This is a genomic window from Dysgonomonas hofstadii (assembly GCF_014196915.1).
GTDB classification, from domain to species: Bacteria; Bacteroidota; Bacteroidia; order Bacteroidales; family Dysgonomonadaceae; genus Dysgonomonas; species Dysgonomonas hofstadii.
Window position 1 is genome coordinate 28788 of record NZ_JACIEP010000006.1, and the last position, 26935, is coordinate 55722.

A 26935-nucleotide genomic window follows, 5' to 3' on the forward strand; every position below is an offset into this window, starting at 1 on the left:
TACTGATATCCATTAATTTATAAATTGGCAGGAGTGTATGAACAATACACTCCTGTCTATTTTCTATCTCATACATTTTCAATTTAAAATGCCTTTTAATGTACTGCAATTGGTACAATATTCAAGTATTATAATTGCAAAAATTAAATTACATATTCACGCCTTTTTATTGCATAATTACGCCAAAACTAAAAAATAATGTCCCTATATTTGCGGTCAGGAACAAACGTATAACGATAGGCGCGCATTGGGATAATGTGGACTGGAGTGTCATCGGCGCAGGATGGCGGCCGATAGAAGGGATATTCTACAATTGGTATGCAGCAACAGGGCGTAGTTACAACGATAACCCTGACTCAGGTGTAGGGACATCAATACAGGAAGGAGCTAATGGAAATATAGGTAACGAACCGGCACAAAGACAAGGAATTTGTCCGAATGGCTGGTACCTGCCTACCGATAGAGAATGGAACCAGCTGGAACAGTACGTCTATGAAAATATAACTACAGGACAATATAAAACAGTATACGATGCGGTAGACCAGGCAGCCTGGGCCAGTCAAATATCTTCTACTCCATGGCAGACGACATGGAACACAACTGCCGGACAAAGAGGTGGGCCAATAGATAATCACCACATAGGACATGGCGGTGCTATGAAAGACATATGTCCGCCCACAGCTTCAGATGGAAACAAAACCGTATTCTCATATATTCAGGGATCAATAGGATACAGTTCGGAACTTTATCTGGGAGGGTTCAACGCCATCGCAGTTGGCAGGATCAAAGCGACAACAGACAATTCCACTGATGAATATGCAAGAAGGATGATACATCTTGCCCGTGCTTACAATGTTAATTATTGGACAAGTGCACAGAACAACAACATCGGATCTGCCTGGATGCGTGATTTCAACACTGCCTATGGAAGTGTGAACAGAACGGCTTATGTAAAAACAAATTTATTATCAGTACGCTGTAAGAAAAAAGACTAATTCAGTTCATAATAAAAATACTATTCTAGCAAGAGAGAGCCCGCATCGGATTGATACGGGCTCTCTTTTATTATATAATAATGTATTATTTTTTCAAAGAGTCAAAACTATATTGTTTTCATCAGCCATGCGACGCATATTCAATATAGCATAACGCATACGCCCCAATGCCGTATTTATACTTACTCCGGTTTGCTCGGCGATTTCCTTGAAACTTAAATCCTGATAATAGCGCATCTCAAGCACTTCTTTCTGATTATCGGGAAGATAAGACACCAGTTTGCGGATATCCGATGTTATTTGCTTTTTCACCAGATAATCTTCGATAGTGCCGTCGCATAGCGTAGGGTTGTTCAGCAGGTCGACGGGAGCCTCGTCATTCGACACCGTATTTTCATTTTTTTCCTGACGAAAATGGTCTATAATCAGATTATGGGCTATACGTGAGATCCAGGCACGAAACTTGCCGTTTTCGGTATATCGCCCCTGCTTGATCGTCATAATAGCTTTTATAAAAGTTTCCTGAAAAATATCCTCGGCCAGTTCCCTGTTGCGCACAGTAAAACATATGTAGTTAAATACGCTTTGTTTGTGGCGCATAAGTAGTATATCAAAAGCAAGATTGTTGCCATCAGAATAATCTTTAACCAACTGCTCGTCGGTCATAGTTATTAATGTTTCCATTATCTCTTATATTTAAAATTTCAAAAGAGTAATGATTATTCTATAGGCTTATAATTTTGAGGTTTATATTATAATAACATCGTTAGTAATGCAAATAAAGAATAAATTTATGAAAGATACAAGAAGCAAAGGATTATTTAACAATGGTGTAGCGTTTTACTTAATTTTATTATAAACAGAAACAGAGCCCTCTTTCGGGAGAGCCCTGTCGAATATATAATGCTAAATCTTATTCTTTATCTGTGTCTACAGCTTTCCATACCAAAGCAGAAAGGGCGGCTCCGATAAACGGACCTACAATAAATATCCATAGCTGTGAGAGAGCCTCACCACCCTGGAAAATAGCAGGGCCGATACTACGTGCAGGGTTTACCGATGTTCCTGTAAGAGGGATACATACAATGTGAACCAAGACAAGAGAAAGACCTATTGCCAGTCCGGCAAAGTTTCCTGCTCCATTTTTAGATGTAGTACCCAGAACCACTAAAACAAACACAAATGTAAAAATGATTTCTGCCAGCAATCCTCCTGTAAGGCTAACCCCTGGCTGCAATCCGTTTGCTCCGGTAGTTGTCGCAAAAACTCCGTCCTTTGCTATGTAAGATGCCGACCCTGCATCTATCGACGATACAATAGCATACAGAATAGTAGCTCCTATTATAGCTCCTATCACCTGAAACAACATATACATTCCGGCATCTTTCGCCGACATTCTTTTTGATAGAAATACCCCTAATGTAATAGCCGGATTGATATGACAACCCGAAACTTTACCAATTGTGTATGCCATAGCTACAACCGATAGACCGAAACCAAATGCTACCGTAAGGACCTGTGCTGTAGTACCTACTCCCCAATTGAAAATAGCGCTACCGCATCCCATAAGAACCAGAACCATAGTTCCGATCATTTCTGCTAAATACTTTTTCATTGATTTTATTTTTTAATTAAACATTTGTTTTGTAAGATGTGCTTTATTATTATAGTTTCGCTAAACGAAGGTATAATAAAATCAGGTAAATTTATATAAAAAGCACTTTTTTTATTATTTCCTCATTTTTAATATCTCTCATTAATTATATTTGCATTGTCAATTTCTTAATCTAAATAACATGAAAAAAGCACTTTTTGTTGTTGTAACGTCCATTTTTTTTAGCTTCTCAATTTCAGCACAGGATTATAACGTTCCCAGGAACTATAAGTTTGATAATAAAGAAGACTATTCTGCGTACGAACCCGAGGTAAAAGAAACAATAAACTGGATACTGCAAACACCCTTAGGCAAAGAGGAATCGAAGAGGAAAGATGCCAATACGTTTCTTATCGCATGGCTTACCGGCTCACCGGCTGTCAGCGTCGATGTCAATACTGACTTCATTACTTTTTTCAAAGCCAATGCCGAGTTGCTTGTGATCTACATCGCAGGATGGACTAAATATTCTTTAGAGAACAATTATTCAAAAGACAAATTGCAGGGCTATAAAGCCGGAATAGAAGCCTCTGTGGAATTTTATAAGAAAAACAAAAGTTACCTGAAAAAGGATAAAGAAATAGAGAAGTTTGAAAAACTGATAGAAAAGGGTAAATTAGAAGAAGAAATAAAGAAAAAACTCAAATTATGAAAAGAATTATGTTAAGCGCCTTTATTGGCCTGTTATCATTCACGGCATGTAATCAAAAAACAAATACTGATACTAATAATATTATTGTGGAAAGAACCGATATTATTGAAGAACGCACTGGCGACGAATTGAAAATCGTGGCTATATCAACTGTCAAACCAGAAGCAATACAAAAAATATTACCATTATATCAGGCTTTGGTTACAGGTAGTCAGGAAGAAGATGGATGTATATCCTATAATCTGCATCAGGATATCAACGATTCTACTAAATTTGTAATGCTCGAAGAATGGAAATCGCAGGAAGCCATAAATTTCCATAACAACACCAAACACTACAAAGCATTTAAGGAAGCATCGAAAGGTATGGTTGAAAAATCGGAAGTTAGTATTCTGAAGTTAGTCTATTAATAGAATAACCCTGCCACTATATATAAGGAGAAAAAGGAAACGTTTTCTCCTTTTCTTTTTCTATATCTTAGCAACAAACACAAATAAAATCAATATTTTTGTATCCTTAAAATATAACTTAAAACAACAAAGGCTATGATGGAATTGAAGATCGTTGCAGTTATTGTAGTGAAAGCTGCTTATCAGGAAGAATTGGAAAAAGTGTTTCGCACAGTTGTAGATGGCACCCGCAAAGAAGCAGGAAATGTTTCGTATGATCTGCATCAGGATTGTAAAGACCCGCTAAAATATACAATCCTTGAAGTATGGAAATCGCAGCAGGCTATCGATGAGCACAACAAAAGTGACCACTTCAAAGCTTTTGTTGCCGGAATAGAAGGCAAAGTTGAAAGCCTCACCGTAGACGTTATGAAACAGATTTACTAAGAATATAATATATATAATAAATATGTACAGAGATCACACTTGTGGCGAACTTACCATAAAGAATGCAGAGCAGAATGTAATATTGGCAGGATGGATACATGCTATCCGTAAATTAGGCGGCGGCGTGACTTTTATCGATCTGCGCGACCGTTACGGTATCACCCAGTTATCATTCAGCAAAGATATCAATAACGACCTTTACGAACAGGCCAATAAGCTTGGACGTGAATATGTACTTCAGGTAAGCGGAATGGTCAAAGAGCGTTCCAACAAGAATATGAACAGGACGACAGGAGAAATTGAGATCATCGTGGAAAAACTGACTGTACTCAACACATCCGAAACCCCGCCTTTCACCATCGAAGATAATACTGATGGAGGGGATGATGTCCGCATGAAATACCGTTATCTGGATCTGCGCCGTGATACTGTACGTAAAAATCTGGAATTGCGCCATAAAATAGCGTTTGAAACACGCCGCTATCTGGACGAACGCCAGTTTCTGGAAGTGGAAACACCTATTCTTGTAGGTTCTACTCCTGAAGGAGCGCGCGACTTCGTCGTACCATCCCGTATGAATCCGGGAGAGTTCTATGCCCTACCCCAATCACCCCAGCTATTGAAACAGTTGCTGATGGTGTCGGGTTTCGACCGTTATTTCCAGATTGTGAAATGTTTCCGTGATGAAGACTTGCGTGCTGACCGCCAGCCGGAATTCACACAGATAGATTGCGAGATGTCCTTCGTTAATCAGGAAGACGTACTTAATATGTTCGAAGGGCTGACAAAACACCTCTTCAAAGTAGTAAAAGGTATTGATCTACCGGATTTTCCGCGCATGACTTATACGCATGCTATGAAATATTATGGTTCCGATAAACCGGACACCCGTTTCGGCATGGAGTTCGTTGAGATCAAAGACCTGACCACAGGTAAAGACTTCGTCGTATTTGACTCTTCCGAATATGTGGGTGCTATCTGTGCTAAAGGCGCAGCATCATACACCCGCAAACAACTGGACGAACTCACCAACTTTGTTAAACGCCCACAGATAGGAGCCAAAGGCCTTGTATATGCCCGTTATGAAGCAGATGGCACATTGAAATCGTCTGTTGATAAATTCTACTCGCCGGAAGACCTCAAAAAATGGGCTGACCGCTGCCAGGCAGAACCGGGAGACCTTATCCTCATCATCTGCGGAGAAACAGAGAAAGCGCAAAAACAATTGTGTGAACTTCGCCTCGAAGTGGGAGAACAACTCGGACTTCGTAATAAGAATACCTTTAACTGCCTTTGGGTAATCGATTTCCCTCTGTTGGAAAAAGACGAGGAATTAGGCCGTTACTTTGCAAAGCATCATCCGTTCACCAGTCCTAAAGAAGAAGATATTCCTCTGTTGGATACTGATCCGGGAGCAGTGCGTGCCAATGCTTACGATATGGTTATCAATGGTGTTGAAGTGGGCGGCGGTTCTCTCCGTATCTATAACAGCCAGTTGCAGAATAAGATGTTCCATGTTTTAGGATTTACCGAAGAAAAAGCCCAGGCTCAGTTCGGATTCCTGATGAACGCCTTTAAATATGGTGCTCCTCCTCATGCAGGTATAGCGTTCGGGCTCGACCGTGTTGTCTCTATATTTGCCGGTCTGGACAGTATCCGCGACTGCATCGCTTTCCCTAAAAACAATTCGGGACGTGATGTAATGCTCGATGCTCCGTCTCTATTAGATCAGGCACAACTGGATGAACTGAATCTGAAAGTGGAGATAAAAGAGTAATGCCCCGATGAAGAAACTGGTAAAGATACTTTTTGTAATCGTTGTAGCATTTGTGGTTATCATTACAGCTGTATATGCCTATTATGGAGGATTCAAGTCTATTGATCTCAAAATAGAAGAAACCGGAGGTGAGATCTTTGTTTATTCGGATATGACAGGTGATTATAATCAAAGCCCCGTTTATATGGACAGTGTATATTACTTCTTGTTGAATGATCTGAATATAGCTACAACAAAGGGAGTCGGCATATATTATGATAATCCGCAACAAGTGGAAACCAGTAAACTCCGCTCCGAGATAGGTTGTTTTTTGGATTCTCCGGTAGATAGTATTCAAATGGCTAAAATCTCTGAAAAGTTCAGGATAAAAGAAATAGCCAAAGGACAATATCTTACCACCGAGTTTCCAAATAAAGGCATGTTATCAATTATAGTAGGAATTATCAAGGTTTATCCTGCAATGACAAAGTTCATGGAAGAAAATGGCTATAAAGATCAGAGTCCTGTAACGGAGATATACGACGAGCCAACCAAAACAATTATATACAGAAAAGAGATCAAAAACTAGGTAGAAAAGGAGGATTTAATTGATCCTCCTTTTTCGTTTTATCAAGCCAGTATTCTTTCTATTATATTCAGTTCCTCATCAGAGAAATCAGCATTTTCTCTTGCTTTCAGATTATCTTTTAACTGAGTCAAAGAACTCGTTCCGATAATCACCGAAGTTACCTTCTCGTTGTGCAATAGCCAGGCGAGTGCCATTTCGGCAAGAGTCTGTCCGCGCTGCAAAGCCAGGTCATTCAAGGCTGAAACTTTCCTTATCACATCCGGTGTCACTTCATCTTCCTGTAAGAAACCATGGCTTTTATGAGCACGTGAAGTTTCGGGAATACCATGTAAGTATTTATTGGTAAGAAGCCCTTGCGCCAGAGGTGAAAAAGCAATAAAACCAACCCCATATTTCTCATTTATTGCCATATGTTCTTTCTCCGGATTACGAACCAGCATACTGTACTTATCCTGATAGATGAGGCAGGGTACATTCTGTGACCTTAATATTTCATAAGCCCGCATTTGTTTTTCCGGTGGATATTTTGATATGCCTACATAAAGGGCTTTCCCCTGCCGGACAATATCTATCAATGCCTGCATAGTCTCCTCGATTGGCGTCTGCGGATCATAACGGTGCGAGTAGAATATATCAAAATACTCCAGCCCCGTACGTTTCAGGCTCTGATCTATGCTCGCCATAATATATTTACGTGAACCGCCATCCCCGTAGGGCCCATCCCACATCAGATGTCCGGCTTTCGATGAAATAATCAGTTCATCCCGATGCTCTTTCAGTTCTTTAGCCAACACCTTACCAAAATTTGTTTCGGCACTTCCCGGAGGCGGCCCGTAATTATTCGCCAGATCAAAATGAGTTACTCCACTATCGAAAGCATGTACAATCATAGATGTTGCCATCCCAAAGTTATCTACATCTCCAAAATTATGCCACAGCCCTAAAGATATTTCGGGCAATTGCAAACCGCTGTTCCCGCAAAAATTGTATTTCATAAACTGCTGTTTTAATTTATAAGTTGATAAAGTTAAAAGAAAAAACTTTACAGTTAGCAGTCAACAGTTATCAGTTAACAAAAAAGTTACAAAAGTTACACTTTTGCAACTTTTAGCTATTAGTTTATAGCCAATAGCCTTTCTAAAACCTGGCAAAACTTACACATATTTTCCCTTCTTAATCAATAGCCTCCTGCTTTAGCAGGAGGCTATTCATATTTTAACTAAAACAGTACAAACCGTACACTTTCCCACTATTTCAAAGATCCCCCGTTCTTCCGGATTTGCAATCCGGAAGTTTTTAAGTGCGGATTTTAAATCCGCTATGTATATAAATCATCGGATTACAACCAACGGTCAACGGAGAGAAACATAGTTAAATCTCAAAAAACGAAAAACTTGTTTACTTGTATCTCGTTTACTTGTCAACTTTATTTATTTCAATGATCGCTTTCTACTGTCTACTAACATAGATAAACTTTTCAACACTTCATCAGACTATTTTCACATTGACATATTATTTAATATCTTTGTTTTCCTATCACAAATATCTATGGATAATCTTCTCAATCATCTGAATCAGCAACAACGCGAAGCTGTAGAATATATAACCGGGCCTTCCCTGATAATCGCAGGTGCAGGTTCGGGTAAAACACGTGTACTTACTTACAAGATAGCCTACCTGATGCAACAAGGCTATTATCCGCAAAGTATACTTGCCCTTACCTTTACCAATAAGGCCGCACGAGAAATGAAAGAACGTATAGCGCAGCTTATCGGCTGGCAGTATGCCCGTTACCTGTGGATGGGTACGTTCCACTCGGTATTTTCCCGGATATTACGTGCTGAAGCCGAAAAAATAGGTTTTACTTCCAACTTTACCATCTTTGATTCGGCTGATTCACGTAATATGATAAAAACAATTATCAAGCAATATCAGCTCGATGATAAAATATATAAACCGGCAAAAGTGCAGGCGATTATATCCAATGCGAAAAATGCGTTAATCTCGCCGCAGGCTTATGCCCAGAACAAAGAGCTATTGGAATATGACCAACGGGCCAAAATACCCGCTTTGAAAGATATTTACCGTGATTATAACAACAGGCTGAAAGCATCCAACACCATGGATTTCGACGACCTGTTATTTTATACAAACTGCCTGTTCAGGGACAATCCTGATGTATTGAAATCTTATCAGGAACGTTATCAATTTATACTGGTAGATGAGTATCAGGATACGAATTTTGCACAATATCTGGTTGTAAAGCAATTGGCCGATGCGCACCATCGTGTATGTGTTGTTGGTGACGATGCACAAAGTATCTATTCGTTCCGTGGAGCAAACATAGACAACATACTCAAATTTAAAGAAGTATATCCTGAGTCAAAATTATTTAAACTGGAACAGAACTACCGCTCTACCCAGAATATTGTAAACGCGGCCAACAGCCTTATAAAACAAAATAAAGACCAGATAAAGAAAACAATATACTCCGAAAACGATGAGGGCGAACGCATAGAAATAGCCAGTGCTTTCTCTGATTTTGAAGAAGGAGTTATTGTGTCGAATAAAATTTGGGACTTACGGCGTGAAAAGAAAGCGTCTTACAGCGATTTCGTGATCCTATACCGCACCAATGCACAATCCCGTATTTTTGAAGAAGCCTTACGGAAAAAGAACATTCCGTATCGTATCTACGGTGGACTTTCGTTCTACCAGCGCAAAGAAATAAAAGATGTGATCGCCTACTTCCGTATGGTGGTCAATCCATACGATGAAGAGGCATTCCGTCGTATTATTAATTTTCCTGCACGTGGAATAGGTGCTACCACCTTAACAAAAATAGCGAATGCCGCACGCCTGCACAATATCAGCCTATGGGAAGTTATAGGTGATCCGCTGGCTTACAATCTCGATGTGAATGCAGGGACTGCAAAGAAACTGACAGGATTCCGCGAACTGATAGAAAGCTTTATAGCCGGACTGACCGAATTTAATGCCTACGAACTGTCAACCCGTATAGTAAAGCAAAGCGGCATAGCCAGTGAAGCCTATCAGGATCAGACACCCGAAGGTATGAGCCGTCAGGAAAATTTACAGGAATTGCTGGGAGGTATACACGAATTCTGTGAATCACGCAAAGAAGAAGGTCTGGGAGGCATCGGACTAATGGATTTCCTGTCCGAAGTTTCCCTGTTAAGCGATCAGGACACCGACAAGGAGGCCGATAAGGAAAAAGTGACCATGATGACCGTACACGCTGCCAAAGGGCTGGAATTCAGCAATGTATTTATAGTCGGACTCGAAGAAGACCTTTTCCCGTCGGCCATGGCGAAAGAAGAATTCAGAGGATTGGAAGAAGAACGCCGCCTGTTCTATGTCGCCATCACACGGGCAAAGGAATATTGCATGATCTCTTATGCGCGCAGCCGTTTCCGCAACGGGCAGATCAATGCTTGCAACCCGAGCCGCTTTCTAAAGGATATTGACGAAAAGTTCTTAAATGCAAATGCAGGCGTTCTGGGTAGTGGAACATTTGGTGTGCTCAACCGCCCCGAAACTTACACAAATGACCTGTATGATTATTCGAAAAAACAACATCCTGCTCATTTAGACAAAGGACTGGTACAAAGGCAACCAAATCCTCAGAATATTACATCGCCAACAAACTTCGTGAATGCGAAAAAAGCCATGCCCAAAGCCGACGCAGGAAAAAACAGCGGCGAGGTTCAGGTAGGAGCTATTATTAAACACGAACGTTTCGGCATAGGAAAAGTAACCGCCGTAACAGGTGACGCCGACAGCAGAAAAGCTACCGTAGAATTCGAAAACTCGGGAATAAAACAACTGTTATTAAAATTTGCCCGGTTCGAGATTGTAGAATAAGGGTGTCAATCTAATCAGATTAGGGTGTCTATCTGTTTTATGTTAAAACAGAAGCCATATTGTATTGTTTTCAATAATATATTTGCAGATATATATATCTTCACATATTCATGAAATACATATACTTGCGGTTTACCCTTTCAATAATACTATCCGGTTTTATAATCATCAATAGCTCCTGTTCATCAGACACAGAAGAACAAAACCCGGTAGAAACCCCAACCCCTGATCCTGATCCGGGATTAACCACTTATCCTGCTCCGAACAGGGATACCGTTCCGTCATTCCCGGGTGCGGATGGTGCCGGTAAATATGTAAAAGGTGGTGCTGAAGGTAAAACTCTCATCGTCAATAGTCTGGAAGATGATGCATCGAAACAAGGGACTTTGCGCTGGGCTATTAATCAGTCCGGGGCTCGCATTATTGTATTCGCCATCAGTGGAATAATAGAACTAAAAAATACCCTCGAAATAAAAAACGGAGACCTTACTATTGCCGGACAAACGGCCCCCGGCGATGGCATTTGCCTGAAAAATTACGCGACAAGCATTAAAGCTGACAATGTTATAATCAGGTATATACGTTTTCGCATGGGAGATGAGACGCAAACCGAAGATGATGCCTTGTGGGGCCGCGAACGTAAAAATATCATCATCGACCACTGTTCGATGAGTTGGTCAACAGATGAATGTTCATCATTCTACGACAACCAGAATTTTACCATGCAATGGTGTATCCTTTCCGAGAGCCTTACCAATTCAGTACATGGGAAAGGTTCTCACGGCTATGGCGGAATATGGGGCGGGCAAGGCGTAACATTCCACCACAATCTGCTTGCACATCATAACAGCCGTAATCCCCGCCTTTGCGGAAGCCGGTATACAGGTGAACCCGAACTGGAAAAAGTAGACATCCGTAATAACGTATTTTACAACTGGGGGTCTGCCACAGATGGCAATAGCGGTTATGCGGGTGAAGGCGGTTCCTACAATTTCGTAAATAATTATTATAAACCGGGACCATCAACAGCTACAAAAAAGAATATCGTTTACCGGATATTCGAGGCTTATGCAAATAACGGAGTACATGGATATTTCTATCTTAACGGTAATAATTTTGACGCGACATCTTCATCCGTATCACAATACAGCGCCGAAATAGCCAGTGTAAACAATGACAATTGGTTTGGCTTTACAGTCAAAGTATCCGATGTTGTTTTCACGAAAGAGGAATGTAAGGTAACCAGCGAATTCGCCATGGCCGATTGTGAAACCCATAGTGCGCAGGAAGCGTATAATCTCGTGTTACAACAAGCCGGAGCATCTTACAAACGGGATAAAGTCGATGAACGCATCATAAATGAAGTCAGGAACGGGACATATACCTATCCGGGATCTAACGGCAGCACGAACGGAATTATCGACTCCCAGAGCGACGTAGGCGGATGGCCGGCTTACAGTTCAACCGCAGCACTCAAAGACACCGACGGCGACGGTATACCCGACGAATGGGAAACTAAAATGGGGCTCGACCCGAACGATAGCAGTGACACAAATAAATATAATTTAAGCAGGTCTTATACCAATCTGGAAGTATATATAAATTCAATAATAGAATAAAATATCAGGTAAGATAAATTAGGTTTTTTTAGGTTATTCTCAGAGGTTGCCATCCGAAAGGAAGCAACCTCTTCTTTTATAAAATTGATTCTATATGAAACGCTCCCATCTTCCTAAAAGCCTCTTATATGACCTGCGTCAGCTTTACTCATATTTTTAATACTTATTTAACATAATTAAACGCAACAAATTCCTCTTTAAATGCATCTTTCATATATAAACCCATTGAGAAAGAAATAAATTATTGTATATTTGTTTATTATCTATTAAATTTATAACAAGAATTAAACCTTTTAATTGGCAGCTAGTCTAAACTATAAATTGTAAAGGTATTTGTCATAAAAGGACACAAATGTTTAGAAAATTAAAAATAGGAGAGCACATTATGAAAGCAAAACAATTATTATTAATGTTTCTGGTGTCTGCAATTCCGTTCTTTGCCTTTGCGCAGGAGGAATGGGATGACATCTATGCTTCTTCTAAACCGAAAGAAAACAAGAAGAAAGAAGTCAAACAAACAACAGTATCTCAGAAACAGGTAAACCCGACACAGGTACTTGTCGTTCGCGATAATGGAGACGTTACGCTGGAAACTACAGGTAACGTCAATATCGATGTTGATGCATACAACCGCCGCGGCGGCAATGTAGAAGTATACGAAACCCCTCAGGACACTACCGAATATCAGGACTTTGAATATACAGACCGTATAGTAAAATTCCATGATCCGGAGAATAGTGTAAAAATAACAAGTGATAATGAGATTAATGTATACGTTACAAATGACCTGTATAGTAATTATTATCACAACCGGGGATGGAACTTCAACGTAAACCTTGGTTGGGGATGGGGATTCAGCTACTACCCTTGGTACGATTCATGGTATGATCCATGGTATTATGGTTCTTGGGGATGGGGTTGGAGCAGACCTTGGTACTATAGTTCCTGGGGATGGCACGATCCTTGGTATTACAACTCTTGGGGATGGGGTTGGAACAGACCTTATTACGGTGGCTGGTACGGACATCACCATCACTATTACTCAAGTCCTGTACGTTATAGCGGAGCAGGCCGTTCAAGAGGAGCTTATTACGGATCGAGATATTCATCTGGCGGACGTTATGCGACTAGCAGTGGAGGAAGATATTCGTCTAATTCCCGGCCATCGTATAATAGTTCAACCTCAAGACCGAATAGCCGTCCGAGCTATAATAGTTCCAATTCAACAAGGCCAAACACTCGTCCTAGCTATAACGGATCAAGTTCTACAAGACCGAACACACGTCCGAGCTATAACGGATCATCCAGTAGTTCTACAAGGCCTACTACCAGACCAAGTTACAACGGATCATCCAACAGCTCAACAAGGCCTACTACCAGACCTAGCTATAACGGATCATCCAGTAGCTCAACAAGACCAAGCTATAACGGATCGAGCAGTACATCATCGCGTCCGTCGACAAGACCAAGCTACAACGGGTCTAGCTCAAGCAGCAGTTCTTCAAGACCGAGCTACAGTGGTTCAAGTTCTTCTAGTAGCAGCTCTTCAAGGCCAAGCTATAGCGGATCATCCAGCAGTTCTCGTCCAAGTTACAGCGGATCAAGCTCTAGCAGCAGTTCTTCAAGACCAAGTTACAGCGGATCGAGCAGCAGTTCGAGACCGAGCTCTAGCAGTAGCAGCAGTTCTTCAAGATCAAGCAGTAGCTACAGCAGTTCTTCGAGTTCTTCCAGAAGCTCCTCTTCCTATAGCTCAGGAAGCTCTTCTTCAAGCAGTCGTTCATCAGGCGGTGGCGGAAGCAGTAGCAGTAGCAGAAGTAGTGGTGGACGCGGCAGATAAAAGCTGATAAACTGAACAATTAATAAAACAAAGCTGTTTCAAGAATGCTAATAATTGAAGCAGCTTTTTTAAAAATACACAAAATGAATATTATGAGACGTAGAGTTTTATCTTTAGCGGCACTTATCATTTCGGCCGGAAGCATTTTTGCCCAGGGAGAAATGGATGCTTACAAACTGTCACAAACCGACCTTACGGGTACTGCACGTGCCGTATCTATGGGAGGCGCATTTGGCGCATTGGGTGGTGATATATCGGGGATAGCGATCAATCCGGCAGGTATCGGTGTTTATCGCAGTTCGGAAATAGTTACCACAATGAATTTCCAAAATGCGAAAACAACTATTGAATCGAATCTGGAAAAGAGAGACGACAGTAAATTTAAGTTTACTTTTGATAATCTGGCTTTTGTTGCCGCCTTCCCAACCTCCGATGATGTTGTACCATTCATCAATTTTGGATTTTCATACAACCGAGTAAAGAACTTTGACCGTAAATATTCGATGGGTGTAACAAATCCAGATAATCACACTATGGCCGATTATATGGCCGACAGGGCAAACGCAGTCAACTTTGGAGGAAAAGATCCGGCCAGCGAACTAAGTAAAATGAGTGGAAATTATTACACAGCATTAGATAACTACGACTGGATGGCTGTTTTTGGATATAACAGTGGATTGATCGGATTAAATGGTGGTCGATTTAATGTTCTGGATCAGCTATATCCTAACTCAGACAACTATTTGGCCGTCAGAGAAAAGGGATCTGTAGACACATATGATTTTAATGTAGGGACAACGTTTTCGGATATTGTAAGCGTAGGACTGACAGTATCAGTTACCGACCTGAAATACCGTATGTATTCACAATTTGACGAACTCTATACAAATGATTCTTACGCCTATCTTGATAATGATATAAGAACCGACGGAACAGGTTACCAGGTGAGTGCCGGAATTATTGTAAAACCTGTCAATGAACTGCGCATCGGACTGGCATATCACTCACCGACATGGTATAATATGACCGATTCTTATGCCGCCGATTTCGAATATAATCTTCAAGAATATGGACTAAAAGAAGGATGGATCAGTACAGACTTCTACCATTATGATTATAAATTGCGTACGCCAGACAGATGGACAGCCAGCCTGGCGGGGGTAATCGGTAACACTGCAATTATCAGTGCCGACTATGAGTACACAAATTATGGCAGTAACATGAAATTGTACGATGATCACGGAGATCCGTTGAACTATGATGCAAACGTAGATATTAAAAATCATTTTAAAGGATCATCAACTTTACGTGTGGGTGCTGAAATCCGTATCACTCCCCAGTTCTCGGGACGTATAGGATACCAATGGAAACAAAGTCCGCTTAAAAAAGACTTCAAAGATGGCAACCAGGAGGTGATGACAGCCGGAACCACCAATCATTATACTCTGGACGGCGATACCAACTATATCACCTACGGATTGGGATACCGGTTCTCAAAGAATTTCTATACAGATATCGCTTTCGTAATGAGAACTCAAAAAAGTGATATATACACTTTCTATGGCTCAGAAAAATCGGAATGGAAAGACAATACATTCCAGGGATTAATGACTTTAGGTTATAGGTTCTAAAAATAAAACCCAATATAGAGAATAGCATATCTTGAGAGGTATGCTATTTTTTTTTGTAAACCACTTATAATCTTTTTTAAAGCTTTTTAGACAATAACTTTAAACATAGTATGTTAAATAGGAGTACATTTGCTTTGAATAAAAATAAAGGAATGAAGAATATAATTACCATTGTTTCACTGTTTTGTCTTTCTTTAATCAGTTCGCACGCCCAAACATACGAAGAGATGGTGAGCCGCTCGATCGACTATGTGGAGATGAACGATTACGCCGCTGCCGAACAGGCACTGAAAGCCGCCCTCAGGAAAGAACCCGCCAACCCCAACAACACGATGTTGATGGTCAACTTGGGAACCATACAACGCAATCTGGGCAAGCTGGATGAAGCACTTCTGTCATATAACGTAGCTATTGAAAAATTTCCGGAATCTGCATTTATCAGGCACAACAGAGCAGCTTTGTATTGCGAAATGAACCGCTTCAGCGACGCAATGAAAGACTATAACACAATTCTTCTGAGTGATCCCAAAGATACGGAAGCGATATACAGAAGAGCACTGATATATATGAGTGAAAAAAATCTGATGTCTGCCGAAGAAGATTTTGAGAAAATACTAGAAATCGAACCTAAGAATCTGAATGCCGAAATGGGACTGGCTTTGATACTGAAACGAAGAAGCCAATGGAAAGAAGCCGAGGAGAAATATAGTGACCTCATATACGAAAACAAATCTGTAGCAGAGTTATACTCTCACAGAGCCGAATGCTATTTACGCCTCAATCGCCTGGCCCGTGCACGGGAAGATATAGCAAAGGCATTGGAACTTGGATATGAAGATCCGTCTATCTATATGATAAGAGGGCAGTTACGGCTTGCTCAATATGAAAAAAAGCTGGCAAAGGCTGATTTTCTGAGAGCAAAGGAAATGGGCGTGGAAGAAAGCATCGTTGAAGATTTCCTAAGATTGTGTAAATAAAGAATTAGTAGGACAAGTAGTTAGTAGACAGCAAACTACTCTAATCCTTTTATAATAGCACCACGGGTAGGAAAAAATTTGGATAACATATCTTTCATGCTCCTTTTCTCTTCGGTTGTACCCTGCGAACTTATCCTCACTATTTCATCAAGCTTGGTATCGCCGATAACTGTAAGCAAAATGGATGAAGGACGAGCTTCGTATAATTTATTGAGTCCGGTAAAAGCTTCCATTGCTCTTATTCTTCCTCTCGATGCATTCGAAACCATCTCGTCAAGGCCTGTGCGGTGATAGGCATACCACATATCATGAAAGCTGGATGAACTCTCTTCAGTCAGGGCCATTGCCAGATCGTAACGGTTATTATTCTTTCCGGAGAAAGGCTCCCATCCTTTTGTATTCAGCGACTGAGCCATATTTGCGATCTCCGTGGCCTTGGCAAAATAAGGTTTTCCCCCATTCAGGGAGAAAGAATCAAAGTCGAGACCAAGAATGATATTCGCATAGAAAGATATGACGGCCACAATGTTATTATCGATATTCAGACTATTAAAGTCCAAAGACTCTCCTTGCATATATTTAAATTCAAACTGGGTGTCCCTGAAATTGAACATCGTGGTTACATATGTGGAATTATAAGCGGGACGACTCGACGTAACTTGGATTTCACCTTTAAAAGCATTCTCCGCTGTCATCTCATTTACCGTAATCGTCATAGTACAATTGATGCGTTCATTTTGATTGAATGTGACATTCGACCATTTTTGATCATTCAATATACGGATCAGGTTACTTTCAAGAGAAGCAAACAGCTCCTTACTGGGCGTAGGCAGGCGTTGCGTATTGATAGTGAGCTTGGTATTCAACTCCTGCGCCTGCATTCCAAATGAGAACAGCAATATAGTAATAATATATATGATCAGCCTTTTCATTTATTCCAGATTATAGGTTACACTCAATACCTTAAACTCGGTGCGGCGATTTACCTGATCGGCCATCTCCTGCTGCTCGGGCGATAGTTCTTTTATAAAATCTTCAGTCAGTATTTGCCCTTCTTCCAGAAAATCGTATTTCTTCTTTATTCCCCGCGTTACAGTCTTAGGCTCTGTTTTTCCTTTTCCCACAGCTGTAAGCCGGTCTTTAGCGATACCACCTTTGATCAGGTAATCGACAACGGCCTCAGCTCTTCGTTGCGACAGCACATTGTTATATTCATCACTGCCTTTCCGGTCGGTATGCGCCGACAACTCTATTGTCACATTTGAATTTAAGGTCAGCAAATCAATCAGTCCATCCAATTCTTCTTTCGACTCGGGACGCAACGTATATCGATCAAAATCGAAAAAGATATTTTCTAAAACCACAGGTCTGTTTATCGGGGTGAGGATAAAATCGACAAGGTAAACCGAGTCTTTCTCCTGCTCCACAGTTTTCAGCGACATGCGGGTATTCAGGAAATTCTCAGCACTGGCAAGGAATACATAATTCACACCCTGGTTGACATCGAGACTGTAAGAACCGTCATTTTTGCCGGGAAACCGTTTATTTGTTCCGTCCCTACCTACTATTCGGATCGTAGATTTTGTGACAAACTCATCATCAGTATCAACAATATAGCCTTCAACAACAGTCTTAATCACAGGATAATCAAATGAATAAATATGGTCATATCCTTTTGCATCGCCCCGGTTCGAACTAAAAAAGCCCCGCTCCTTCTCTCCTTCGAACGTAATGCCGAAATCATCTGCAAAGGAATTTACCGGGTATTTCATATTTTCAACACTCCATTTTTCAGTACGGGAATGATATGATGCTTTATAAATATCCAGACCTCCCATCCCAACATGTCCGTCGGATGAAAAATACAATGTAGAATCGTTTCTCAGATAAGGAAACATCTCGTCTCCGGCAGTGTTTATCTCCGGTCCCAGATTTTCCACATATTCTACCAGATCGCCGACCATGGAAGCCCGCCAGATATCCTTGCCCCCATATCCTCCGGGCATATCCGATACAAAATAAAGGAAATTTCCGTTTGCACTGACAGTGGGGTGAGCATATACATGGGAAGAATCCCTTCTGTTTAGCTCTATCTTAGTACCGGCTCCCCATGAACCGCCTGACCGTTGCGAAACATATATGGCGGGATAGGATGCTTCCAGCGAATCTTTTACACGGGTATGTGTATAGTACATGGAAGTGCCCACGACGGAAAAAAACGGGGTTCCTTCGTCTGACGGTGTATTAAGTGCAGATTCTATAATCTCTGGCTTCATCCAGTTTCCACTTTCATCTTTCCTTGCCATGAATATATCATTCAGTTTTGCACCAGTGATTCCACTGATCGTATCACCTGTGGCTTCTTTGCGGTTAGATGAAAAATAAACCTGATCATAATCGGGGGGTAATAGCATCGGACTGAATTCTCCCCTGTTGGAGTTGAACAGATCCATTTTTGCCACCTTATACTTTGTTGGCTTACTACGCCATTCGGGGGCTACCTTAGTACCCTCCAGACCATTTATCGCAAACTGGTTCCCGGGGAATAATTCCAAAAACTCTGCATAATATTTTGCCGCATTCCTGTAATCACCCGCTTTATGCAAAGACCGGGCATATTGCAATGTTACAGTACTGTCGCCCACATTATAGCGGATGGCATTTGCATAAGCGACATTCGCACGGGCAGGATAGTTTATCAGGCGGTAACTTTCGGCCATACGCAAAGCGATTTCACCTCTGAGTTCGCGTTTTTGGGGGGATGTCTTGCGATATACTTTACGATACATATCTGAGGCGACAAAGTATTCACCCTGAGCAAATTTGAGATCGGCATCCTCCAGCTTAACCGATTTACAGTAGTTGAAGAATGGCAGAAGCAATAATGAGCTTAATATATAAACGATATGTTTTTTCAAATCGCAACTTTATTTGTATCTGGTTTTCGATAGATAACAGATCTGTAAATATAACTGATTTATATGCAGAATATTGCCTGTTTTGTTAGTCTTCTCCTCTCAGCACCGGAAGTTTCAGATGATATTTTGTCGCCAGTATCCTTATTACAACAACAAATACGGCCGTAGCTATTTCCGTTACAACCAGATCGACATGCAGATAACTCAATATACTGAATAAGATACCTCCCAGAATACATGCCACGGCATATAGCTCCTGTGTAAAGATGATCGGTATTTCATTGATAAGGATATCACGTATCATTCCACCTACAATGCCTGTTATAGTAGCCATCGACACACATACCCAAACCGGATATTCAAGCGCCATGGCTTTCTCATATCCTACCACAACAAAGAGCCCCAAACCGATACAGTCGAACCAAAATATAGTATTATTCAAGTGTACCAGATATTTCTTGAAAAAGAGGACAATTATAAATGCAAAAAGCGTACACCATATATAACGGCTGGCTTGCATCCAGAATATAGGAACATCGAGCAGGAGATCACGCAACGTCCCCCCTCCTACTGCGGTTACAAAACCTATAACAATAGCCCCAAACCAATCGAAATGCTTGGCGGAAGCTAATCGTATACCACTGATAGCAAACGCTATAGTCCCTAAGAACTCGATAATATCGACAACTTCAATCTGAGTCAGATCATCAAAAAGGAACATGAGTAATAATTATAAGTTATGGATTATGAGTTATAAATATCATTTTCAAATTTGCTAATATTCAAATTATCAAATTATCATTCTTCATTAGAAATCATCCCGCTGCCGATACAAAGTTTAGATTCGGCATCATACACCACACCAAACTGTCCTGCGGCAATGCCCTGTATCTTTTCGTCGGAATATATGCGGTAAATATCTCCTATCTTTTCTATACGACCTTTGGTAAATTCGGGCGTATGACGGATTTTAAAAGTTACGTCTTTCGATCCCGTAAAATCACCCCATATATCGTCTGTTATAAAAGAGAAACCGGCAAGGTTAACCACATTTCCATATTGAGTGGCAGGGTCATAGCCATTAGACACATAGATAATATTGCGGCGGGTGTCTTTCTTTATCACAAACCAGGGCCCTCCGCTAAGCCCCAAGCCTTTACGCTGACCAATAGTATGGAACCAATAGCCGTCATGTTTTCCCAGAACCGTTCCGGTTTCCAGTTCCACGATCTTACCTTTTCTTTCCCCGAGGTAACGACGGATAAAATCATTGTAGTTGATTTTGCCCAGAAAGCATATTCCCTGGCTATCTTTCCGTTGTGCCGATGGCAAAGCCTGTTGTGCAGCTATTGCACGCACTTCGCTTTTCAGTAAATTTCCTATTGGGAACATCAGCTTAGAGACCTGCATATAGTCTATCTGCCCCAGAAAGTAAGTCTGGTCTTTCACATGGTCTTTTGCTGTCGAAAGCCATGTTTTTCCGCCAAGTTCGGTAGTCGTTGCATAATGCCCCGTAGCGATCTTATCAAATTCGTGCCCCCACTTTTGCTCAAAGCATCCGAATTTGATCATTTTGTTGCACATCATATCCGGATTAGGGGTAAGTCCCCGCTTCACGGCATCGATAGTATAACTCACCACATTTTCCCAATATTCTTCGTGCAGAGACACAACCTCCATCTTACAACCATATTTTTTGGCAATGTAGGTGGTGATCTCTATATCTTCTTCGGCAGGACAATCGATATAGCCCTGCTCGTCTTCCATGCCTATGCGTATATAAAATATCGTCGGATCATAGCCCTGTTCCTTTAGTTGATGTACAACCACCGAACTATCTACCCCGCCCGATACCAATGCTGCTATCTTCATTCCTGTAAATCCCTACCAGATCTTTGTTTTTACAAAATTCTTAAATGTACCTATTCCAAAATTCACTCCCAGGCGCAAAAAGAACTGTTGTTCACCGCCTGTAACATTAAAATCATATCCTGCTTTCAGAAAAACGCCCTTATAATCGAAATAAGCATTGGGTGTAATAACTATCCCGTCTTTTCCATGCCTGAAATTGAACAGATATCCGGCATCACACCCTACAAGGAATGTGAATGACTTACTATTGAACAATGATTCGCTTAGGAATGATGTGATCTGCAGTGGTTTTATATTCAATCCTGACACGGGAGTACTTCCACCTGTGTAATCGATACCACTGGCTATAAAGGTATTCATCGGGTTCTTTTTGTGCCATACGGGAAACGCCGCATTAGCAGCAAACTGGATAGCATTACCTCCTTCCTGAGGTGTGGCATACTGCCCGCCAACGCTTAACAATTGTGCCGATGCTGTCAGAGGCAATATGAGAAAGAGTAATATGATCTTTATTATCTTCATGTGAATCAATAATCTAAATTTGAAACTACAAAAATACGATTTATTTTCCTTCTTTCACTCCTTCAGCCTCCAAATCGGCCCGGGATTTACTCACAGTCACCAGATAAACTCCGGCAAAGATCAGTATACCGGCAATCAGTTTCTCTATAGTGAACCGATCCATCCCCATCGATATGGCAACGCCCGAAGCGATCAACGGCTGCATATTGTTATACATAGAGATTGTTGTAGGCCTTATCCGTCTCTGAGCCAGAGGGATGAGCATGTATGTAATAAATGTTGCCCCAACCAATGTGAATGATAATAACATATATGGCATGATATCCGGCTGAGTGAACAATGGTGCTTCCGCAACATATTTAAAGCCTATCGGCAAGTCTATCAATGCAGCAAACAGGAACATCCACTTCATCATGGTGATAGGAGAATACTTTGTAGCCAATGGGCGGGTAATAACCAGATAGAAAGCATAAAACAATTGTGCAGTAAGAACAGATATATCGCCGATAATAGCCGAACCTTGTCCTGGCACAACTACCTGTGTACTCGAGTAGACCAGAAATATAGCCCCGGCCGCACCGACAAGCACTCCTCCTACTTTTTTTGTAGTAATAGGCTCTTTCAGTATAATTGCGGCTAAAACCATGGCAAACAATGGTCCACTGGTGGTTATAATCGACGCATCCACCGAAGAGGTTTGTCCCAACCCTATTGCAAAGAGGCTCTGATTGATAAGCATACCGCTAAGGCCTCCGATGGCCAGAATCGATATATCTCTTTTATCTACTTTCTCCTTCTTTGTGAACAGGGAAACTATCCAGAATGCAATAGCAGCAAATCCCATACGCAACAGAGTCATTGCCATAGGCGACAATAATTCATTTGCATACAGGTATTTATTTATGGGGATATTTAGCCCGAATATTGTCATCACCAGTAGCATAAGGAGATGACCTTGTTGTTTTTGTGAAAGCATCATGTCATATTACTTCTCTGACTGTAATTTTTCTATTTTGCCAATTTGCCTGTTCTGTAACCGCGAGAAAAAAACCAGCATACATATCGCCCCAATCATGGCCATGAACATATCTGATTGGGTATCCCATTCGTATCCCTGCATACCGAGAAAGTCTTCGGCTCCATCACCCGACAAGACGGCAACCCACCATTCGATCAACTCATAGAAAGCACTTATCGCCATACAGATAGAAACGACAAAAAATGGTATCCATCCCCTTTTTCTCACTACATCGAGACGGATTATTAATTCGCGGGCTATCATAGCCGGAATAAACCCTTGTGCAAAATGTCCTACCTTATCATAATTGTTACGATCCTGGTCGAAGACCTCTCTTATCCAGTCGAATAAAGGAACCCGGGCATAAGAATAATGCGCGCCGACAAAAAGGATGATAAGATGAATCAGGATAAACACATAGGTCATATCCGTAAAACGAAAACGTTTGAATGTAAAGATCAGAATAGCAACACCGGCCAGACACATTCCCGCCTCGAGAAACCACAGTCCTGTCTCGTAAGGATTGATTCCCGACCAGATGGCCACTATAAAGAATATGGCAAGAAATATCCAGTATTTTTTCTCTATCATCAGTATAATATAGTTTATTTGTATGTGTTATATGATATTATCTCTTCGGCCGGTTTACGTTTTTTCTCCCGTACCAATTGTGCGGGATAGCCCAGCACGATGTCCAGTACTACACGTTTACTGTCCGGTATATTCAGTAATTTCTTCATTTTTCCCTCGGCAAACCAGCCCAGGATGCATGTACCCAACCCTTCGGCCTCTGCTGCCAGGCAAATATGTGCAGCGGCAATGCCGATATCTAGAAATGCGAAATGTTTATCCTTGACCAGACCACCGATTCCCGAACTTAGATTTACTTTTTCCTCAATCACTATAATGTGTACCGGAGCCTGTTTAGTGAAGTGGTTCATACCAAGCAAGCGTGCAGATGCCGCATCCGCTACTTTATTTTTTAGTTCCGGTTCATCGACCACAATAAAATGCCACGGCTGAGCATTACAAGCAGAAGGCGACAGACGTCCGGCTTCGAGTATCCGGTTTATTATTTCACGGTCAACGGTGCGGTCTGTATCATATGCCCGTGTACTCTGACGATGTTTTACCAGTTCATAAAACTCAGTCTTATCCATGATTTAAAGTTGGGTTATACGGCTGATATATTTTCCAATGATATCGAATTCGATATTTACCACACTCCCTACTTTTAATTGATGAAAATTTGTAAATTCATAAGTATATGGAATAATGGCCACCTCAAATGTATTATTGGTAGGAGCCACAACTGTAAGGCTTACTCCATTGACGGTTACCGATCCTTTATCTACGGTCAGATATCCTTTTTTAGCCATCTCCCTGTCAAAATCGTACTCAAATTTAAAATACCAGCTACCGTCAGCCTCACGGATTTCCACGCATTTTGCTGTCTGGTCTACATGTCCTTGTACAATATGTCCGTCCAGACGGCCGTTCATCAACATACTGCGTTCGAGGTTCACCTTATCTCCAACCTGCAAAAGACCAAGATTTGATCTTTCCAGAGTTTCCTTTATAGCAGTTACGGTATACGTTTCTCCATCCAGATTAACGACAGTCAGACAAACTCCGTTATGAGATACACTCTGATCTATTTTCAACTCGTGAGTGAACGAACACTTCATTGTCAGATGAAGATTTTCTGCTTCTTTACGCAAAGAAACTACTGTGGCTGCTTCTTCTATTATACCTGAAAACATCTCTTTATATTTTTATATTTTGTGGTACAAAGGTACGGAATTTATTAGAGAATAAAATATGTGAATCAGTAGTTAAATTTAAATGTTCGTTTTTTTACTACCACGTCAGCCGGCTTGTTTTCTTTCAACTTTTTTCTTGATAAAAAAGTTACAAAAAATCAAGGCTGCATTCCTCCGGCGACCCAAAACCGGCGTTGCGGCTGAACAAAAAGAACTCGCTCATAAGCAGGGCTAAATACGAATCTTATGCCTAAGCTCGGACAGCTTTTTGTTCTACGCCTCCACTGCCGGATTGGGTGCCCCGCCTGCGGAACGTATGCCGGAGTCGCAATGCGACGACAAAGGTTACCCCTGCCTTGTCAGGCGTCCGCCCGGTGGCATTAGTCCGAAGTGTGGGGCACCCGTCAGGCGAAAGGGGCGTGAAACCAAATACTGTTTGAGCCGCAGGCGAGTTTATTTGGTTTAGCTCCTGAGTCTGTGGCGGGTCGCACGAAGGATGAGCCACCAAAGCATTTTTGCATCCTTTTTTTGCTTAGGAAAAAAGGATGGCAAGTAATCTTTGATTACGCGCAGTAGAAAAACGAACATTTAAATTTAACTACTGATTCGCATCAATAATTTATTTTATATCCAGATAGACTCTTTTTTACTTCTTTTACTCTGTGTTGAAAAAGTCAGGATGAGTTCAGAGAAAACATTTATAGAAATTAGTTCGACTTTTGTAAAAAACACAGAGTAAAAGAAGTAACACCTGATTTAATAAAGATTCATGCATTAAAATACGGCTAAACCCCTCATTCAAAATAAGAAATTGATAAAAAAAGCATATCTTTGCAAGCAAATTTTTCACAACAGACTCTAAAATGAAGAAAATACTCTTTTTATGTATTCTTACAGGTGTATTCACCATCAATATACGATCTCAGGTTTATGATAAGAATTGCTATTTCGGCTTTACGTTCGAAGTCAGTAAAAACCAGAACTGGGGCTACGGGGAACTGGTCATTACTGATGTTGAACCTAATTCTCCCGCCGAAAAGACCGGAATAAAGGTTGGGGATATTATCATGGAGATAGATGGTAAAGCAACTTATCTGCGCGACAATCCGACAATAGCCAGCTGGCTCTTCGACAATATGTATGCACCTACCGTAAAATTCACCATACGAAATATGAATACGTATTTCAAGGAATACACACTGTATCGTGAATGTATTGCCACCAGTTCAGTCAATGAAAGGCAACTGTCACAGATATTCTCATTCTACAGTCTTGAAAACACGAATCAGCGCAGTTTTTCTTTACCTCTGAATGTAACTCCAAACAAGGAAGTCGATTTTACAGATTATCACTCTTTCGATATTTACTCGGATGGGAAAAATGTACCTGCTATCGATGCGCAAATTACAGCCTTACTTGAGAAGGAATTAGTAGAAAAAGGGCTGGTAAGAGACACTTCCGATCCCGACATCGTAGTCCAGGCATATTACAGTTATGGACCGAACCCGAGTTTCACCGGGCTGAACAATCCGAATTATGCTCCGGGTGTCTGGAGGTTCGATTCTGATAAGCAACAAATGGTTAATCTGGCAATATTCGATCCAAATGAGCCGAACAAGGAAAAAGGCGGACAATATACAGTTGAGTACGGCTTCAGTTTTTATGATCGTAAATATATAGATACAAGCAGGCTGACCCAGATATGGGACTGCAATATCAAAGATTACCTGTCGTCATCTTATTCGCTTGCCGATTATGTAAAATTGCATACGCCTTTGATGCTAAAACAATTTCCGTTCACCAATCCGAAAAACGGAGAAGCGAAATATAGGGTAGACTTTAATCAATATAACTATACAGGCATGCATTTTGATGCGGACGACCTGATAACAATAAAAGATGTCGATATGGGATCTCCGGCTTATGAAGCAGGCATCCGTACAGGTTATATCATTCAGAAAATAAACGACAAAAAATTCGATCATTCAAAGGGAAGCTTATCTGAAGCGTATAAACGCTTTATTTCAGAAACAATGGCGTATAGGGATGCATCTACGAAGTTTACTAATGCCGAAGGATTTACCGATTGTATGTTCTGGAATAAGGTCTATTATCAGGATATAGCCAAAGAATTCGGTAAGTCACAATATCAGACACATTTTTCTTATCTATATGATTTTGAGAAATATGTGAATAGCAGAGGTGATAACAGAATCCTTATCGAAGCTTGGGACGGGAAACAATTACGCAAATTCACCATTGTACCTCAGATACGAAAATCCATTATTCTAAAAGCATTATAATGCCGGAATAAGGCAAAAAATTTGTACCTTTGCGCCCGAATTCAAATTTCATTTCAAAATTCAGTATTAGCGGCAGGATAAACCATCGTGCCACATAAAGTTTTAAAT

General features: G+C 41.0%; 24 protein-coding genes. 12 read left to right on the forward strand and 12 right to left on the reverse strand.

Annotated features, from left to right (window positions below; translation table 11 throughout):
- Positions 1-134: 134 nt before the first annotated feature.
- Positions 135-995, forward strand: coding sequence for an FISUMP domain-containing protein (locus GGR21_RS09220; protein WP_183306927.1), 861 nt, complete (start codon positions 135-137; stop codon positions 993-995).
- 93 nt (positions 996-1088) lie between these two features.
- On the opposite strand, the gene GGR21_RS09225 is transcribed toward GGR21_RS09220, so the two are convergent.
- Together GGR21_RS09225 and GGR21_RS09230 are read right to left on the reverse strand one after the other, a co-directional pair.
- Positions 1089-1679: a sigma-70 family RNA polymerase sigma factor gene (locus GGR21_RS09225; protein WP_183306928.1), complete on the reverse strand. Its 591-nt coding sequence runs from the start codon at positions 1677-1679 to the stop codon at positions 1089-1091.
- Positions 1680-1908: 229 nt separating this feature from the next.
- Complete coding sequence (locus tag GGR21_RS09230; RefSeq protein ID WP_183306929.1) at positions 1909-2610, reverse strand: MIP/aquaporin family protein; 702 nt, start codon at positions 2608-2610, stop codon at positions 1909-1911.
- Positions 2611-2791: 181 nt separating this feature from the next.
- Between GGR21_RS09230 and GGR21_RS09235 the strand changes: the two genes are divergently transcribed.
- The 5 genes from GGR21_RS09235 (at position 2792) to GGR21_RS09255 (ending at position 6482) form a co-directional block, all read left to right on the forward strand.
- Entirely contained in the window at positions 2792-3301 is a 510-nt protein-coding gene (locus GGR21_RS09235) for a hypothetical protein (RefSeq protein ID WP_183306930.1), read from the forward strand.
- Positions 3298-3711: a putative quinol monooxygenase gene (locus GGR21_RS09240; protein ID WP_183306931.1), complete on the forward strand. Its 414-nt coding sequence runs from the start codon at positions 3298-3300 to the stop codon at positions 3709-3711. Before GGR21_RS09235 ends, GGR21_RS09240 begins: the two co-directional genes overlap by 4 nt.
- A gap of 135 nt (positions 3712-3846) precedes the next feature.
- Positions 3847-4137 carry a putative quinol monooxygenase gene (locus GGR21_RS09245; RefSeq protein WP_183306932.1) on the forward strand — a complete coding sequence of 97 codons (291 nt, stop codon included), beginning with the start codon at positions 3847-3849 and terminating at the stop codon, positions 4135-4137.
- A gap of 22 nt (positions 4138-4159) precedes the next feature.
- Positions 4160-5914 carry an aspartate--tRNA ligase gene (gene aspS / locus GGR21_RS09250; protein ID WP_183306933.1) on the forward strand — a complete coding sequence of 585 codons (1755 nt, stop codon included), beginning with the start codon at positions 4160-4162 and terminating at the stop codon, positions 5912-5914.
- A 7-nt stretch (positions 5915-5921) separates the two neighbouring features.
- Complete coding sequence (locus GGR21_RS09255) at positions 5922-6482, forward strand: GyrI-like domain-containing protein (protein ID WP_183306934.1); 561 nt, start codon at positions 5922-5924, stop codon at positions 6480-6482.
- Positions 6483-6523: 41 nt separating this feature from the next.
- Here GGR21_RS09255 and GGR21_RS09260 read toward each other — a convergent pair whose 3' ends face one another.
- On the reverse strand, positions 6524-7477 hold the full coding sequence (locus GGR21_RS09260; RefSeq protein WP_183306935.1) for an aldo/keto reductase: 954 nt from the start codon (positions 7475-7477) through the stop codon (positions 6524-6526).
- A gap of 553 nt (positions 7478-8030) precedes the next feature.
- Here GGR21_RS09260 and GGR21_RS09265 point away from each other — a divergent pair.
- From GGR21_RS09265 to GGR21_RS09285, 5 genes are all read left to right on the forward strand, one after another.
- Positions 8031-10367, forward strand: coding sequence for an ATP-dependent helicase (locus GGR21_RS09265; protein WP_183306936.1), 2337 nt, complete (start codon positions 8031-8033; stop codon positions 10365-10367).
- A 110-nt stretch (positions 10368-10477) separates the two neighbouring features.
- Positions 10478-11986 (forward strand): pectate lyase, encoded by a 1509-nt coding sequence (locus GGR21_RS09270; RefSeq protein WP_183306937.1) that lies wholly within the window; start codon positions 10478-10480, stop codon positions 11984-11986.
- A gap of 352 nt (positions 11987-12338) precedes the next feature.
- The gene (locus tag GGR21_RS09275; protein WP_246348044.1) at positions 12339-13823 is read left to right on the forward strand and encodes a hypothetical protein; all 1485 of its coding nucleotides are present in this window, start codon (positions 12339-12341) and stop codon (positions 13821-13823) included.
- A gap of 92 nt (positions 13824-13915) precedes the next feature.
- Positions 13916-15454, forward strand: coding sequence for an OmpP1/FadL family transporter (locus GGR21_RS09280; protein WP_183306939.1), 1539 nt, complete (start codon positions 13916-13918; stop codon positions 15452-15454).
- Between the two features lie 152 nt (positions 15455-15606).
- Positions 15607-16431 (forward strand): tetratricopeptide repeat protein, encoded by an 825-nt coding sequence (locus tag GGR21_RS09285; protein ID WP_183306940.1) that lies wholly within the window; start codon positions 15607-15609, stop codon positions 16429-16431.
- 35 nt (positions 16432-16466) lie between these two features.
- On the opposite strand, the gene porD is transcribed toward GGR21_RS09285, so the two are convergent.
- From porD to GGR21_RS09330, 9 genes are all read right to left on the reverse strand, one after another.
- Positions 16467-17363: a type IX secretion system protein PorD gene (gene porD, locus GGR21_RS09290; protein ID WP_183306941.1), complete on the reverse strand. Its 897-nt coding sequence runs from the start codon at positions 17361-17363 to the stop codon at positions 16467-16469.
- Positions 17364-19349: a PorE family type IX secretion system protein gene (gene porE / locus GGR21_RS09295; RefSeq protein WP_183306942.1), complete on the reverse strand. Its 1986-nt coding sequence runs from the start codon at positions 19347-19349 to the stop codon at positions 17364-17366.
- Positions 19350-19434: 85 nt separating this feature from the next.
- Positions 19435-20070, reverse strand: a complete 636-nt coding sequence (locus tag GGR21_RS09300; RefSeq protein ID WP_183306943.1) for a trimeric intracellular cation channel family protein — start codon at positions 20068-20070, stop codon at positions 19435-19437.
- Between the two features lie 77 nt (positions 20071-20147).
- Positions 20148-21221 (reverse strand): tRNA 2-thiouridine(34) synthase MnmA, encoded by a 1074-nt coding sequence (mnmA, locus tag GGR21_RS09305; RefSeq protein WP_183306944.1) that lies wholly within the window; start codon positions 21219-21221, stop codon positions 20148-20150.
- Positions 21222-21233: 12 nt separating this feature from the next.
- Positions 21234-21743: a hypothetical protein gene (locus GGR21_RS09310; protein WP_183306945.1), complete on the reverse strand. Its 510-nt coding sequence runs from the start codon at positions 21741-21743 to the stop codon at positions 21234-21236.
- Positions 21744-21783: 40 nt separating this feature from the next.
- Positions 21784-22722: a DMT family transporter gene (locus GGR21_RS09315; protein WP_183306946.1), complete on the reverse strand. Its 939-nt coding sequence runs from the start codon at positions 22720-22722 to the stop codon at positions 21784-21786.
- Positions 22723-22728: 6 nt separating this feature from the next.
- Positions 22729-23352: a DUF2238 domain-containing protein gene (locus GGR21_RS09320; RefSeq protein ID WP_221232975.1), complete on the reverse strand. Its 624-nt coding sequence runs from the start codon at positions 23350-23352 to the stop codon at positions 22729-22731.
- A gap of 14 nt (positions 23353-23366) precedes the next feature.
- Positions 23367-23921, reverse strand: a complete 555-nt coding sequence (locus tag GGR21_RS09325) for a nitroreductase family protein (protein ID WP_183306947.1) — start codon at positions 23919-23921, stop codon at positions 23367-23369.
- A gap of 3 nt (positions 23922-23924) precedes the next feature.
- On the reverse strand, positions 23925-24524 hold the full coding sequence (locus GGR21_RS09330; RefSeq protein ID WP_183306948.1) for a riboflavin synthase: 600 nt from the start codon (positions 24522-24524) through the stop codon (positions 23925-23927).
- Positions 24525-25387: 863 nt separating this feature from the next.
- On the opposite strand from GGR21_RS09330, the gene GGR21_RS09335 reads away from it, so the two are divergent.
- A complete protein-coding gene (locus GGR21_RS09335; protein ID WP_183306949.1) occupies positions 25388-26827 on the forward strand; it encodes a PDZ domain-containing protein in 1440 nt (479 codons plus the stop codon).
- Positions 26828-26935 lie beyond the last annotated feature (108 nt).

Bases quoted from the DNA above. Each gene is read 5' to 3' on its own strand.
- GGR21_RS09225 (WP_183306928.1), bottom strand. From the start codon at position 1,679: ATGGAAACATTAATAACTATGACCGACGAGCAGTTGGTTAAAGATTAT.
- GGR21_RS09230 (WP_183306929.1), bottom strand. From the start codon at position 2,610: ATGAAAAAGTATTTAGCAGAAATGATCGGAACTATGGTTCTGGTTCTT.
- GGR21_RS09235 (WP_183306930.1), top strand. From the start codon at position 2,792: ATGAAAAAAGCACTTTTTGTTGTTGTAACGTCCATTTTTTTTAGCTTC.
- GGR21_RS09240 (WP_183306931.1), top strand. From the start codon at position 3,298: ATGAAAAGAATTATGTTAAGCGCCTTTATTGGCCTGTTATCATTCACG.
- GGR21_RS09245 (WP_183306932.1), top strand. From the start codon at position 3,847: ATGATGGAATTGAAGATCGTTGCAGTTATTGTAGTGAAAGCTGCTTAT.
- aspS (WP_183306933.1), top strand. From the start codon at position 4,160: ATGTACAGAGATCACACTTGTGGCGAACTTACCATAAAGAATGCAGAG.
- GGR21_RS09255 (WP_183306934.1), top strand. From the start codon at position 5,922: ATGAAGAAACTGGTAAAGATACTTTTTGTAATCGTTGTAGCATTTGTG.
- GGR21_RS09260 (WP_183306935.1), bottom strand. From the start codon at position 7,477: ATGAAATACAATTTTTGCGGGAACAGCGGTTTGCAATTGCCCGAAATA.
- GGR21_RS09265 (WP_183306936.1), top strand. From the start codon at position 8,031: ATGGATAATCTTCTCAATCATCTGAATCAGCAACAACGCGAAGCTGTA.
- GGR21_RS09270 (WP_183306937.1), top strand. From the start codon at position 10,478: ATGAAATACATATACTTGCGGTTTACCCTTTCAATAATACTATCCGGT.
- GGR21_RS09275 (WP_246348044.1), top strand. From the start codon at position 12,339: ATGTTTAGAAAATTAAAAATAGGAGAGCACATTATGAAAGCAAAACAA.
- GGR21_RS09280 (WP_183306939.1), top strand. From the start codon at position 13,916: ATGAGACGTAGAGTTTTATCTTTAGCGGCACTTATCATTTCGGCCGGA.
- GGR21_RS09285 (WP_183306940.1), top strand. From the start codon at position 15,607: ATGAAGAATATAATTACCATTGTTTCACTGTTTTGTCTTTCTTTAATC.
- porD (WP_183306941.1), bottom strand. From the start codon at position 17,363: ATGAAAAGGCTGATCATATATATTATTACTATATTGCTGTTCTCATTT.
- GGR21_RS09300 (WP_183306943.1), bottom strand. From the start codon at position 20,070: ATGTTCCTTTTTGATGATCTGACTCAGATTGAAGTTGTCGATATTATC.
- mnmA (WP_183306944.1), bottom strand. From the start codon at position 21,221: ATGAAGATAGCAGCATTGGTATCGGGCGGGGTAGATAGTTCGGTGGTT.
- GGR21_RS09310 (WP_183306945.1), bottom strand. From the start codon at position 21,743: ATGAAGATAATAAAGATCATATTACTCTTTCTCATATTGCCTCTGACA.
- GGR21_RS09315 (WP_183306946.1), bottom strand. From the start codon at position 22,722: ATGATGCTTTCACAAAAACAACAAGGTCATCTCCTTATGCTACTGGTG.
- GGR21_RS09320 (WP_221232975.1), bottom strand. From the start codon at position 23,352: ATGATAGAGAAAAAATACTGGATATTTCTTGCCATATTCTTTATAGTG.
- GGR21_RS09325 (WP_183306947.1), bottom strand. From the start codon at position 23,921: ATGGATAAGACTGAGTTTTATGAACTGGTAAAACATCGTCAGAGTACA.
- GGR21_RS09330 (WP_183306948.1), bottom strand. From the start codon at position 24,524: ATGTTTTCAGGTATAATAGAAGAAGCAGCCACAGTAGTTTCTTTGCGT.
- GGR21_RS09335 (WP_183306949.1), top strand. From the start codon at position 25,388: ATGAAGAAAATACTCTTTTTATGTATTCTTACAGGTGTATTCACCATC.